This is a genomic window from Pseudomonas sp. LB-090624, from assembly GCF_003205205.1.
GTDB lineage: Bacteria > Pseudomonadota > Gammaproteobacteria > Pseudomonadales > Pseudomonadaceae > Aquipseudomonas.
In genome coordinates, this window is record NZ_QJRL01000001.1 from 93,234 (window position 1) to 105,713 (window position 12,480).

Annotated in this window: 12 protein-coding genes; 9 read left to right on the top strand and 3 right to left on the bottom strand. The window is 61.7% G+C overall.

The genetic code is table 11. From position 1 onward, the window contains the following. The first annotated feature begins 77 nt into the window (after positions 1-77). From DMX11_RS00450 to moaE, 5 genes are all read left to right on the top strand, one after another. Positions 78-1,205 carry a polysaccharide deacetylase family protein gene (locus DMX11_RS00450; RefSeq protein ID WP_110742573.1) on the top strand — a complete coding sequence of 376 codons (1,128 nt, stop codon included), beginning with the start codon at positions 78-80 and terminating at the stop codon, positions 1,203-1,205. 281 nt (positions 1,206-1,486) lie between these two features. Beyond that, the gene (locus DMX11_RS00455; RefSeq protein ID WP_110742574.1) at positions 1,487-2,881 is read left to right on the top strand and encodes a PhoH family protein; all 1,395 of its coding nucleotides are present in this window, start codon (positions 1,487-1,489) and stop codon (positions 2,879-2,881) included. Between the two features lie 137 nt (positions 2,882-3,018). Next, on the top strand, positions 3,019-3,489 hold the full coding sequence (moaC, locus tag DMX11_RS00460) for a cyclic pyranopterin monophosphate synthase MoaC (protein ID WP_110742575.1): 471 nt from the start codon (positions 3,019-3,021) through the stop codon (positions 3,487-3,489). Further along, the gene (gene moaD, locus DMX11_RS00465; protein ID WP_110742576.1) at positions 3,489-3,734 is read left to right on the top strand and encodes a molybdopterin converting factor subunit 1; all 246 of its coding nucleotides are present in this window, start codon (positions 3,489-3,491) and stop codon (positions 3,732-3,734) included. Before moaC ends, moaD begins: the two co-directional genes overlap by 1 nt. A 2-nt stretch (positions 3,735-3,736) precedes the next feature. Beyond that, positions 3,737-4,183: a molybdopterin synthase catalytic subunit MoaE gene (moaE, locus tag DMX11_RS00470; RefSeq protein WP_110742577.1), complete on the top strand. Its 447-nt coding sequence runs from the start codon at positions 3,737-3,739 to the stop codon at positions 4,181-4,183. Positions 4,184-4,347: 164 nt separating this feature from the next. Here moaE and rhlB read toward each other — a convergent pair whose 3' ends face one another. Together rhlB and DMX11_RS00480 are read right to left on the bottom strand one after the other, a co-directional pair. After that, entirely contained in the window at positions 4,348-5,817 is a 1,470-nt protein-coding gene (gene rhlB, locus DMX11_RS00475) for an ATP-dependent RNA helicase RhlB (protein WP_110742891.1), read from the bottom strand. 101 nt (positions 5,818-5,918) lie between these two features. After that, positions 5,919-6,575 (bottom strand): alpha/beta hydrolase, encoded by a 657-nt coding sequence (locus tag DMX11_RS00480; RefSeq protein WP_110742578.1) that lies wholly within the window; start codon positions 6,573-6,575, stop codon positions 5,919-5,921. A gap of 332 nt (positions 6,576-6,907) precedes the next feature. Here DMX11_RS00480 and DMX11_RS00485 point away from each other — a divergent pair, with 332 nt between their 5' ends. The 4 genes from DMX11_RS00485 (at position 6,908) to DMX11_RS00500 (ending at position 11,065) form a co-directional block, all read left to right on the top strand. After that, positions 6,908-7,936 (top strand): amino acid ABC transporter substrate-binding protein, encoded by a 1,029-nt coding sequence (locus DMX11_RS00485; protein WP_110742579.1) that lies wholly within the window; start codon positions 6,908-6,910, stop codon positions 7,934-7,936. A 67-nt stretch (positions 7,937-8,003) separates the two neighbouring features. Continuing rightward, positions 8,004-9,182 carry an amino acid ABC transporter permease gene (locus DMX11_RS00490; protein WP_110742580.1) on the top strand — a complete coding sequence of 393 codons (1,179 nt, stop codon included), beginning with the start codon at positions 8,004-8,006 and terminating at the stop codon, positions 9,180-9,182. Between the two features lie 10 nt (positions 9,183-9,192). Next, positions 9,193-10,290 carry an amino acid ABC transporter permease gene (locus DMX11_RS00495; RefSeq protein WP_110742581.1) on the top strand — a complete coding sequence of 366 codons (1,098 nt, stop codon included), beginning with the start codon at positions 9,193-9,195 and terminating at the stop codon, positions 10,288-10,290. Positions 10,291-10,300: 10 nt separating this feature from the next. Continuing rightward, positions 10,301-11,065 carry an amino acid ABC transporter ATP-binding protein gene (locus tag DMX11_RS00500; RefSeq protein WP_016498022.1) on the top strand — a complete coding sequence of 255 codons (765 nt, stop codon included), beginning with the start codon at positions 10,301-10,303 and terminating at the stop codon, positions 11,063-11,065. Positions 11,066-11,236: 171 nt separating this feature from the next. Here DMX11_RS00500 and algW read toward each other — a convergent pair whose 3' ends face one another. Next, positions 11,237-12,397, bottom strand: a complete 1,161-nt coding sequence (gene algW, locus DMX11_RS00505; protein ID WP_110742582.1) for a Do family serine endopeptidase AlgW — start codon at positions 12,395-12,397, stop codon at positions 11,237-11,239. Between the last annotated feature and the right edge of the window lie 83 nt (positions 12,398-12,480).

Below are 12,480 nucleotides of genomic sequence, written 5' to 3' on the forward strand. Positions count from 1 at the left end.
CTATGACGACGATAGTCACAGACCATGGCCGCAGCAGGCGCTATAGTTCGCGTTTTGCCGTTGCGGAGCCTTCAACCGTGCGCATTGCCTCTGCCTTGCTGGCCGCTTTGCTGAGCCTGGCCGTGCAGGCCGCTCCATCGCCCCCGGTCAGCCTTGACCGCAGCCTGTGGCCCGAGCAACTGGACAGCCCGGCGCTGTTCGATGTTGCCTCGCGGGCAGAAATCCTGTCGTTCGCCCAGGTATTACATGAAAGTGAGCTGCTGGACGACGCAACGCTCGCTGCGCGGTTGGGCCTGCGGCAGATTAACTTGCAGAAGGTCCGCCAGGTTAGGGCGCGCATGTGGCAGCGCTTGTGGGAGGGTTATCAACAGGCGCAACGCAGTTGCGAGCAGGATGCGTCGTTCTGTTACCCGGTTACGTCGATGGCGGATTTACGTACGCAGGCGGCGACGTTCGCCACCGATGTGGGCACGTTCTACACCGGATGGGTCGAGCCGAGCCATCAGTTCCATGTGCGCTACCTGGATGAACAGCTGCGCAAGGCGGCCTTGCTGCCGCAGACCAGCAGCGAGGTCGAAAGGCTGTCCTCGCGTGAGCGCAATGGTGATGAGCTGAACGACCGCATGTTCCTGCTGACCTTCGTCGGCGGGCCCGGGCCTGATGGCGGCAATACCGACCTGCTGACCGACTACCTGCGCCGGCAAAAGCTCGAGGGCATCTTCTTCGTGCTAGGCAACCGCCTGCAGCAACGCCGTGATGGTGGGGCGGCGAACGCCTTGCGCGATCTGTATGACGGGCAGTGTGCGGGTATTCAGGGCTGGGAATATCGTTCCCACGCACAGTGGACCGACTGGCAGGCGTCATTGCGCCGCAGCCAGGCGCGTGTGCAGGCCGACCTGCCGGAGCAATATGTGCCGCTGTTCCGCCCGCCCTACGGCCAGCGCCGGGCCGATGGCGAGCCGTTCATGGCCAGCCAGCAGTTGCGGGTATCGTTATGGGATATCGACGCCGAGGATGACGGGGCATTGAGCGCAGAGGCCTCGGCGCAACGCGTGCTGACCCTGATGCTGCTGTGGCGCAAGGGCGTGATCCAGTTTCATGACAGCCTGCCCAAGGCACAGCCAGCGCTGCAATGGTTGCTGCAAAACACCGCCCAGAGCGGGATTGGCTGGGAGGATTGCCGGGAATATGGATATAGCGAATAGAGGGTGTGACTTCTGAGCGTAGTCCTGTCTGGCTTCGTCGCCAAGGGTCCTTCGTCAATCTGAAAAATAAACTTCAAAAACGCGTAAAAATGCTTTTTACGGTCATGGTTTTTGCGGTATGAAGAAACCAGACAGCCGATTCCTGCAGCACAGGTGGCGTCATTCAGGCCCACCTTGCCAGGTTCACTTCCCGCCCGTAGCAACGCGGATACGGGGAGCACGGCAGTCACTTTGCGGCGCAGCAGACCGCGCCGTGTGGCTTCGACATAAGGTGACCGAGTATGGATGACCAAGGACGCAACCCTTCCTCCAGCAAGCCAATCCTCTATGTGCTCGATACCAACGTCCTGATTCACGACCCCAACGCATTGCTCAACTTCGAGGAGCACCACGTCGCGATCCCGATGACGGTGCTGGAGGAACTCGACAAGCTCAAGACCGGTAAACAGACCATCGCTGCCGAATGCCGGCAGGCCATTCGCCTTATCGACCAGACCCTTGGTGACGCTTCGCCCAGCGATGTCGAGCAGGGCGTGCCGATCCAGCGTAACAAGAGTGGGCCGAAGGGCTTCCTGTCGATCCTGATGAGCCCGCGCAACGAACCCAGCAAGTTGCTGCCGGAAAACCTCAACGACAACATCATCATCAACACCCTGCTGGACGTACGCAGCCGGCGCACCGACCTGGACGTGGTGCTGGTCACCAAAGACATCAACATGCGCCTGAAGGCGCGCGCTTGTGGCATCGCCGCCGAGGACTACAGCACCGACCAGCTGGTCGATGACGTGTCGTTGCTATCCAAGGGCTACCATTCGGTCAGTGGTTCGTTCTGGGACCGCGTCAGCAAAGTCGATACCCGTCAGGAGCGTGGTCGTACCTGGCATCGTGTGCAGATGATCGACAACCTGCCAGCGGTGCACATCAATGAGTTCATCATCGACGAGCAGGGCTTCGTCGGCTGGATCAAGGGCATTCGCAACGATGAGTTGCTGCTGCTGGACCTTCATCAGGAGCCGTTGCTGCACCAGGAAGCCTGGGGTCTGAAACCCCGCGACATTCACCAGAGCCTGGCGCTGTTCGCCTTGCTCGACCCGGATATCCACCTGGTCAACCTGACGGGGGCGGCCGGCTCCGGCAAGACCATCCTGGCCCTGGCAGCAGCCATTGAGCAGACCATGGTCAGCAAGCGCTACCGGCGCATCATCGCCACCCGCAGTGTACAGGGGCTGGACCAGGAGATCGGCTTCCTGCCGGGTACCGAAGCAGAGAAGATGGAGCCGTGGCTGGGCGCCATCACCGACAACCTCGAAGCCCTGCATATGGATGACGAAAGTACCCATGGCAGCGTCGAATACATCCTTGAGCGGGTACCGCTGCAGTTCAAGTCGCTGAACTACATCCGTGGCCGCAGCTTCCAGCAGAGCCTGATCCTGATCGACGAGTGCCAGAACCTGACGCCGCACCAGATGAAAACCATCATCACCCGTGCTGGCTCCGGCTCCAAGGTGGTCTGCCTGGGCAACCTGGCGCAGATCGACACCCCCTACCTGTCCGCGACCAGCTCGGGCCTGACCTACCTGACCGAACGCTTCAAGGACTTCCCGCATGGCGTGCACATCACCCTGCAGGGCGTGCCTCGCTCGGTGCTGGCCGAGTATGCGGAGTCGCATTTGTAAAAGCCTCTAGCCGGGCAGCTTACTGCCCGGCCTCTTCGCGGGCGTGCCCGCGAAGAGGCCAACCCTGCCGACACATACCTCTGCTCAAACCTGACCCACAGGTTTACACTGCGGGTTCCCTTCACAGGAGCAGAGCAGTGCTGACACATCTTGATTCCCAGGGGCGGGCCAACATGGTCGACGTCACTGAAAAGGCCGTGACCGAGCGCGAGGCCACTGCCGAGGCGCGGGTGCGCATGTTGCCGCAGACCTTGCAGATGATCGTCGATGGTGAACACCCCAAGGGCGACGTGTTCGCTGTGGCGCGCATTGCCGGGATTCAGGCGGCGAAGAAGACCAGCGACCTGATCCCGCTGTGCCATCCGCTGATGCTGACCAGCGTCAAGGTCGAACTCAGCGCCGACGGCGCGGACGCCGTGCGCATCGTCGCCCGCTGCAAGCTGGCCGGGCAGACTGGGGTGGAGATGGAGGCGCTGACCGCCGCCAGCGTGGCCGCGCTGACGATCTATGACATGTGCAAGGCTGTGGATAAAGGTATGGTCATCGAGCAAGTGCGCCTGCTGGAAAAACTCGGTGGCAAGAGTGGCCATTACAAGGTGGAGGCGTGATGAAGGTCAAGGTGATGTACTTCGCCCGTTACCGCGAACTGTTGGGCGTGGATGGCGAGCGGGTGGAGGGGGCGTTCACAGTGCTCGATGATGTGCGCCAGGCCTTGGTTGCCAAGGGCGGGCAGTATGAACTGCTGGCCGAGCAGAACCTGATGTGCGCGCGCAACGAAGAGCTGTGCAAGCTCGATGAACCGCTGGAAGAGGGCGATGAAGTGGCGTTCTTCCCACCGGTGACCGGAGGCTGAACATGGCTGTACGAGTGCAGGAAGACGCGTTCGACCCGGGGGCTGAGACCAATGCCATGCATGCAGCCAATGTGGGCGTGGGCGCGGTGGTCGGTTTTGTCGGCTATGTGCGGGATTTCAACGATGGCCGCGAAGTGGCGGGGATGTTCCTCGAACACTATCCGGGCATGACCGAAAAGGCCCTGGCCAAGATCGTGGTCGAGGCCGAGCAGCGTTGGCCGCTCTTGAAAGTGGAGGTGCTGCACCGCATCGGTGCGCTGGAACCGGGCGAACCGATTGTGTTCGTGGGCGTGGCTAGTGCCCATCGGCAGGCGGCGTTCGATGCTTGCAACTTCATCATGGACTACCTGAAGACCCGGGCGCCGTTCTGGAAGAAGGAGAATACCCAGGAAGGGCCAAGGTGGGTGGAGGGGAAACAGAGTGACCAGGATGCGGCGGGGCGCTGGTAATCAAGGCGCCGCCGGTCGCCTGTAGGAGCGGGTTTACCCGCGAAAGGGCCGCGTAGCGGCCCCCGATAATCTGCGCATCAAAGCCGAAATCCCGGGGCCGCTGTGCGGCCCAATCGCGACACAAGGCCGCTCCCACAGATTGATTGCATGTAGCCTGCTGAAGGTCAGTGATGCTTGCGCGGCACCGGCTTGAGCAGCTCATCCGGCGGCATTTCACATTTGATCTTGCGGCCCAGCAGCTCTTCGATCGCCGGCAGCTGATAGGAGTCATCTTCCCCGGCAAAGCTGATCGAGACGCCATCGGCTCCCGCACGCCCGGTGCGGCCAATGCGGTGCACGTAGTCGTCAGGGTCTTCCGGCAGGGTGAAGTTGATCACGTGGCTGATGCCATCGATATGGATCCCGCGCCCGGCCACGTCGGTGGCCACCAGCACGGTGATGCGCCCTTCGCGGAAGTTCTCCAGGGTACGAATACGCTTGTGCTGCGGCACGTCGCCCGACAGTTGGGCGGCATTGATGCCGTCGCGCACCAGTTTTTCCTCGATGCGCCGCACTTCGTCCTTGCGGTTGGCGAACACCATTACCCGTTCCCACTTGTTCTGGGTCACCAGGTTGTACAGCAACTTGTACTTGTCGCTGCCGGCCACCGCATACACGTGTTGCTCGACCGTTTCGCTGGCCACGTTCTCCGGTTCGATCTCGACGATGGCCGGGTTGGTGGTCCACTGCTTGGCCAGGTTCATCACGTCTTCGGTGAAGGTAGCGGAGAACAGCAGGGTCTGGCGCTCGCTTTTCGGCGGGGTCTGGCGAATGATCTGGCGCACTTGCGGGATGAAGCCCATGTCGAGCATGCGGTCGGCTTCATCCAGCACCATCACCTCGACCATGTCCAGGTGCACTTCGCCGCGCTGGTTGAAGTCCAGCAGGCGGCCCGGGGTGGCCACCAGGATGTCGCAGTGGCGCGCTTCCAGGGCTTTGAGCTGCTTGTCGAAGTCCATGCCGCCAACGAAGCTCATCACGTTCAGGCCGGTGTACTTGGTCAGGGCCGCGGCGTCCTTGGCGATCTGTACCACCAGCTCGCGGGTTGGCGCGATGATCAGCGCACGTGGCTCGCCCATGTAGCGTTCCTTGGGCGGTGGCGTCTGCTGCAACTGCGAAATGATCGAAATAAGGAACGCCGCCGTCTTTCCGGTACCGGTCTGGGCCCGGCCAATGGCGTCCTGGCCACGCAGGGTGAAGCCCAGCACTTGCGCCTGGATCGGCGTGCAGTACGGGAAACCCAGGTCGTGGATGGCGTGCATCAGCTCGTTGGACAGCTTGAAGTCGTGGAAGCGGGTCTTGCCTTCCTGCGGCTCGACCACGAAGTCTTCCGGCTTCCACAGGCTGGCCTGCGGCTTGGGTTTACGCTCGCGACGCGGTTTGTCCCTGGCTGGGTTGTCGGCAACTGGCGTAACGGCGGCAGGCTGTTCGGCCTTGGGGGTGGGGTTGGCGCGTTGGGCGGCCGGTTTGGTTGCCGGCCGGGCCTCGCTGGCGGGGGCGGGCGCAGGCGCAGGTGGCGTCACGCTGGCTGCCGGAGCGACGGCCTGTGGCGCGGCGTCTCCCTTGCCGAATATTTTCTTGAGTGCCTTGAGCACGATCATCTCATCAACTGGTTAAGGAATGTACGCCGGGCAGTGTAATGCAAGATTCGGGCGCGGCGTAGTGGAATAGCCCTACAACTACAGGCGGTCACCGCTTATTGCAGTTGCTTGGCCAGCCAGTCGTGGATGTCCTGCAGTTCTTCGACCACCACCTCGTGTTCCATCGGGTACTCATGCCAGCGGGCGGCCACACCCCAGGTGTTGAGGTACTCGAAGGCCGTGCGGCCCATCGATGGGATCACTACTGGGTCGTGGACGCCATGCAGGCACAGGGCCGGGGTGCGCTGCTGGCAAGCACTCAACTGGTGCTGGTCGTTGAAGGTCGGAGCGTAGGTGGACAGGGCGATTACCCCGCCCAGTGCTTCTTGCCACTTTATATAAGCAGTGTGCAGCACCACTGCGCCACCTTGGGAGAAACCGGCAAGGAAGATCCGCGACAGGCTGACGCCCTTGGCCTGCTCAGCCTTGATCAGCGCAACCACTTGCTCGGCCGATTGTTCCAGTTGCGCTTCGTCAATGGCGCGGGCCGGGGTCATGGCCTTGATGTCGTACCAGCTGGGCATGGCGTAGCCGCCATTGATGGTCACCGGGCGGGTCGGTGCCTGGGGCATGATGAAGCGCGTGCTGGCCAGGCGCTCCTGCATGAATTCGGCCACAGGTAGGAAGTCGTAACGGTCGGCCCCCAGACCGTGCAACCAGATCACACAGGCGTCAGCGGTTTTCTGTGGTTCGAGAATCAGCGGGTTGGTCATGACTGCTCCGAAAGTGTGCGGGTCTTGTTATGGCATGCGTTAAAAGAAGGCGCTGGAAATGATTGTCGGAAAAAGAATGTCGCAACGATACAACTTTCCCTACTTGACGAGCGCTTAAACGCTACAGCCAGAAAATTTGGTACGCGCTTTGCAATTCATCCTGTGATGCAAAGGGCAGGCCGTGACGGTAACACCCTTTGTAAGCGAAGGCTGTCATAGAACAGTCCATTGCGCCAATTGACCCAATAACAAGCCAATACGGGTCGGACATGCCTCAAAAGGGTGCGGTGCAATTCCGGCTCGATACAACAAGAGCGATTTGGAGGTAGTGAATGAATGTGTTGAAAACCACCCTGGCAGTCCTTACCGCTGCCGCCGCGCTGGGCGCCGTGAGCAATGCCCAGGCCGGCGCCACCTATGATGCGGTCAAGAAGAAGGGCTTCGTCCAGTGTGGCGTGAGCGATGGTCTTCCGGGCTTCTCGGTACCTGATGCGCAGGGCAAGATCGTCGGTATCGATGCCGATGTGTGTCGCGCCGTGGCCGCCGCCGTGTTCGGCGACGCGACCAAGGTCAAGTTCAGCCAGCTCAACGCCAAGGAACGCTTCACTGCCCTGCAGTCGGGCGAGGTCGACGTATTGTCGCGCAATACCACCTGGACCAGCTCGCGCGATGCCGGCATGGGCCTGGTATTTGCCGGTGTCACTTACTATGACGGCGTCGGTTTCCTGGTCAACAAGAAGCTCGGTGTTTCCAGCGCCAAGGAACTCGATGGCGCGACCATCTGCATCCAGGCCGGTACCACCACCGAGTTGAACGTGTCGGACTTCTTCCGTGCCAATGGCCTGAAGTACACCCCGATTACCTTCGACACCTCTGACGAGAGCGCCAAGTCGCTGGAGTCCGGCCGTTGCGACGTGCTGACTTCGGACAAGTCGCAGCTGTTCGCCCAGCGCTCCAAGCTGGCCGCGCCGACCGAATACGTGGTGTTGCCTGAGACCATCTCCAAGGAACCTCTGGGCCCAGTGGTGCGCAAAGGCGATGAAGAGTGGTTCAGCATCGTCAAGTGGACCCTGTTCGCCATGCTCAACGCCGAAGAGGCGGGCATCACCTCGAAAAACGTCGAGGCTGAAGCCAAGTCCACCAAGAACCCGGACGTCGCCCGCTTGCTGGGTGGCGACGGTGAATACGGCAAGGACCTCAAGCTGCCCAAAGACTGGGTAGTACAGATCGTCAAGCAAGTCGGCAACTACGGCGAAGTGTTCGAGAAGAACCTGGGCCAGAGCACCGACCTGAAGATCGACCGTGGCATGAACGCCCTGTGGAACAACGGCGGCATCCAGTACGCGCCACCTGTGCGCTGATGGCTGCACCCTGCGGCGGCATCCCGCCGCCGCAGGCTGTTCGAATCCCTACTGTCCGGGGCACTTCATGCAAAATCAAATCGGCGCACCCAAGGGCTTGTCCCTTAACGATCCGCGTGTGCGCGCGTGGTTGTTCCAGATCCTCACGATCGTTTTCGTGGTCGGCCTGGGCTGGTACTTGTTCCATAACACGCAAACCAACCTGCAACACCGGGGTATCACCTCGGGCTTCGACTTCCTCGACCGCAGCGCCGGCTTCGGCATCGCCCAGCACCTGATCCCCTATGTGGAATCCGACAGTTATGCGCGGGTGTTCGTCATCGGCCTGCTCAATACCCTGCTGGTCACCTTCATCGGCCTCATCCTGGCGACGATCCTGGGCTTCATCATTGGTGTGGCGCGCCTTTCACCGAACTGGATGATCAGCAAACTGGCAACCGTGTATGTGGAAACCTTCCGCAACATTCCGCCGTTGCTGCAGATTCTGTTCTGGTACTTCGCCGTGTTCCTGACCCTGCCGGGACCGCGGGGCAGCATCAACATCGACGACATGTTCTTCATCAGCAACCGCGGCCTGAACATGCCTGGCGCGTCGATGGCCGACGGTTTCTGGCCATTCGTGGTGGCCCTGGCAGTAGCGATTGTCGCGATCGTGCTGATGGTGCGCTTCGCCAACAAGCGCTTCGACGAGACCGGCGTGCCATTCCACAAGTTCTGGGTGGGCCTGGCGCTGTTCATCGTCATTCCAGGGCTGAGCGTGTTGCTGTTCGGCAGCCCAGTCAGCTGGGAAGTGCCGCAGCTCAAAGGCTTCAACTTTGTCGGTGGCTGGGTGCTGATCCCCGAGTTGCTGGCGCTGACCCTGGCGCTGACTATCTATACGGCAGCCTTCATCGCCGAGATCGTGCGCTCCGGTATCCGTTCGGTCAGCCATGGGCAGACCGAAGCGGCGCGCTCGCTGGGCCTGCGCGAGGGCCCGACCCTGCGCAAGGTGATCATTCCCCAGGCACTGCGGGTGATCATTCCGCCGCTGACCAGCCAATACCTGAACCTGGCGAAGAACTCTTCGCTGGCGGCGGGTATCGGCTACCCGGAGATGGTCTCGCTGTTCGCCGGTACCGTGCTCAACCAGACCGGCCAGGCCATCGAGGTGATCGCTATCACCATGAGTGTCTATCTCGCCATCAGCATCAGCATTTCGCTGCTGATGAACTGGTACAACAAGCGCATTGCGCTGATCGAGCGGTGAGGATACGCCCGTGAATGCCCATGTTTTCAAACCCGATATGCCGCCACCGGTGAAAACCGTCGGCGTGCTCGCATGGATGCGTGCCAATCTTTTCTCTAGCTGGCTCAACACACTGTTGACCCTGCTCGCCATCTACTTGGTGTGGCTGATCGTGCCGCCGTTGCTGCAGTGGGCCTTGATCGATGCCAACTGGGTCGGCACCACCCGCGCCGATTGCACCAAGGAGGGCGCCTGCTGGGTGTTCGTGCAGCAGCGCTTTGGCCAGTTCATGTACGGCTATTACCCGGCCGAGCTGCGCTGGCGTGTGGACCTGACCGTGTGGCTTGCCGTGCTCGGCGCCGCGCCGCTGTTCATCAAGCGCTTCCCACGCAAAGCCTTCTACGGTCTGGGCTTCCTGGTGCTGTACCCGATACTGGCCTATACCCTGCTGCACGGTGGGTACCTGGGCCTGGAAAACGTACCGACCAGCCAGTGGGGCGGGCTGATGCTGACCCTGGTGATCGCCACCGTGGGCATCGTCGGCGCCTTGCCGCTGGGCATCCTGCTGGCACTGGGCCGGCGTTCGAGGATGCCGGCCGTGAAAGTGGTGTGCGTGACTTTCATCGAGTTCTGGCGTGGCGTGCCGCTGATTACCGTGCTGTTCATGTCGTCGGTGATGCTGCCGTTGTTCCTGCCCGAAGGCATGAGCTTCGACAAGCTGCTGCGGGCGATGATCGGCGTGATCCTGTTCCAGTCGGCGTACATCGCCGAGGTGGTACGCGGCGGCCTGCAGGCCATCCCCAAGGGCCAGTACGAAGCCGCCGCGGCCATGGGCCTTGGCTACTGGCGCTCGATGGGGCTGGTGATCTTGCCGCAGGCGCTGAAGCTTGTGATTCCCGGCATCGTCAACACCTTCATTGCCCTGTTCAAGGACACCAGCCTGGTGATCATCATCGGCCTGTTCGACCTGCTGAACAGCGTCAAGCAAGCCGCCGCCGACCCGGCCTGGCTGGGCATGGCTACCGAGGGCTACGTGTTCGCCGCCCTGGTGTTCTGGATTTTCTGTTTCGGTATGTCCCGCTACTCCATGCACCTGGAGCGCAAGCTGGACACTGGCCACAAGCGTTAGGAGTTTCGAAATGAGTGAAGCGATCAAGCAGCCTGCCGGCCCCGAAGGCATCATCCAGATGCAGGGTGTGAACAAGTGGTACGGCCAGTTCCATGTGCTCAAGGACATCAACCTGAACGTGCGCCAAGGCGAGCGTATCGTGCTGTGCGGGCCGTCCGGCTCGGGCAAGTCCACCACCATCCGCTGCCTCAACCGCCTCGAAGAGCACCAGCAGGGGCGCATTGTGGTCGATGGGGTAGAGCTGACCAACGACCTCAAGCAGATCGAGGCCATCCGCCGTGAGGTGGGCATGGTGTTCCAGCACTTCAACCTGTTCCCCCACCTGAGCATTCTGGAAAACTGCACACTGGCGCCGATGTGGGTGCGCAAGATGCCTCGGCGCAAGGCCGAGGAAATTGCCATGCATTACCTGGAGCGGGTGCGTATTCCCGAGCAGGCACACAAGTACCCGGGGCAGTTGTCCGGTGGTCAGCAGCAGCGTGTGGCGATTGCCCGGGCGTTGTGCATGAAGCCGAAGATCATGTTGTTCGACGAACCCACGTCGGCACTGGACCCGGAAATGGTCAAGGAAGTGCTCGATACCATGGTAGGCCTGGCCGAGGATGGCATGACCATGCTCTGCGTGACCCACGAGATGGGCTTTGCTCGCACCGTGGCGAACCGGGTGATCTTCATGGACAAGGGCGAGATTGTGGAGCAGGCAGCGCCGGATGATTTCTTCGACCGGCCGCGCAGCGACCGGACCAGGTTGTTCCTGAGCCAGATCCTGCATTGATGCAGTAGCGGCAGCAGACTCGGCCAACTGTGGGAGCGGCCTTGCGTCGCGATGGGCCGCAAAGCGGCCCCGGGCATATGCCCTGCGAAGCTGAAATTTTGGGGCCGCTACGCGGCCCATCGCGACGCAAGGCCGCTCCCACAGGGTTGCGGAACGGCTTAAGGCCTCACCTTACTTTTCTTCTTGCGTTACAGCCGGCGCCGGCGGCGGCCGCAGCCCCACCTCGGCGATCAGCTTCAATTGCTGACCGTTGCGCATCACCTCGATGGTGATCTTCTCATTGGGCTTGATTCGCGCCACCTGGTTCATCGACTTGCGCCCGTCACCGGCCGGCTCGCCATTGATGCTCAGGATCACGTCACCCAGCTGCAGCCCGGCCTTGGCCGCCGGCCCTTCGCGGAAGATACCCGCCACCACGATGCCCGGGCGGTCCTTCATGCCGAACGACTCGGCCAGCTCCTGGCTCAGCGGCTGTACCTCGATACCCAGCCAGCCACGAATCACCTGCCCGTGCTCGACGATGGACTTCATCACCTCCAGCGCCAGTTTCACCGGGATGGCGAAGCCGATGCCCTGTGAACCACCAGACTTGGAGAAGATTGCCGTATTGATGCCGATCAGATTGCCGTTGGCATCGACCAGTGCGCCACCGGAGTTGCCCGGGTTGATCGCTGCGTCGGTCTGGATGAAGTCTTCGTAGTTGTTCAGCCCCAGCTGGTTGCGACCGGTGGCGCTGATGATGCCCATGGTCACGGTCTGGCCGACGCCGAACGGGTTACCAATGGCCAGTGACACGTCGCCGATATGGATGTTGTCCGAGCGACCGATGGTAATCGCCGGCAAGCTCTTGAGGTCGATTTTCAGCACCGCCAGATCGGTTTCCGGGTCGCTGCCGATGACCCGGGCCAGGGTTTCGCGGCCATCCTTCAGGGCCACGACGATCTGGTCGGCGCCGCTGGTGACGTGGTTGTTGGTCAGCAGGTAGCCCTCGGGGCTCATGATCACCGCCGAGCCCAGGCTCGACTCCCAGCGGCGCTGCTTGGGCAGGTTGTCGCCGAAGAAGCGGCGGAACTGCGGGTCTTCGAACAGTGGGTGGGCGCTCTTGTTCACCACCTTGGTGGTGTACAGGTTGACCACCGCCGGGGCGGCCAGGGTCACGGCGTCGGCGTATGACACCGGGCCTTGCATGATCCTCGTGGTCTGCGGCGCCTGCTGCAGGTTGACGTCCTGGCTGGGCAGGCCGACCCATTCCGGGAAACGCTGGATGATCAGCATGGCGATCAGTACGCCGGTAAGCAGGGGCCAGCCAAAGTAACGCAAAGCCTTGAACATGAACGAATCCTGGAAAGAGCGGGGCCAGGGGCCGCGCGGTGGGGCATGAACGCGCGCGATCATACACCGGTTCCCCCAGTGCC

Bases quoted from the DNA above. Each gene is read 5' to 3' on its own strand.
- algW (WP_110742582.1), bottom strand. From the start codon at position 12,397: ATGTTCAAGGCTTTGCGTTACTTTGGCTGGCCCCTGCTTACCGGCGTA.
- DMX11_RS00455 (WP_110742574.1), top strand. From the start codon at position 1,487: ATGGATGACCAAGGACGCAACCCTTCCTCCAGCAAGCCAATCCTCTAT.
- DMX11_RS00490 (WP_110742580.1), top strand. From the start codon at position 8,004: ATGCAAAATCAAATCGGCGCACCCAAGGGCTTGTCCCTTAACGATCCG.
- moaE (WP_110742577.1), top strand. From the start codon at position 3,737: ATGGCTGTACGAGTGCAGGAAGACGCGTTCGACCCGGGGGCTGAGACC.
- DMX11_RS00500 (WP_016498022.1), top strand. From the start codon at position 10,301: ATGAGTGAAGCGATCAAGCAGCCTGCCGGCCCCGAAGGCATCATCCAG.
- DMX11_RS00480 (WP_110742578.1), bottom strand. From the start codon at position 6,575: ATGACCAACCCGCTGATTCTCGAACCACAGAAAACCGCTGACGCCTGT.
- moaD (WP_110742576.1), top strand. From the start codon at position 3,489: ATGAAGGTCAAGGTGATGTACTTCGCCCGTTACCGCGAACTGTTGGGC.
- DMX11_RS00485 (WP_110742579.1), top strand. From the start codon at position 6,908: ATGAATGTGTTGAAAACCACCCTGGCAGTCCTTACCGCTGCCGCCGCG.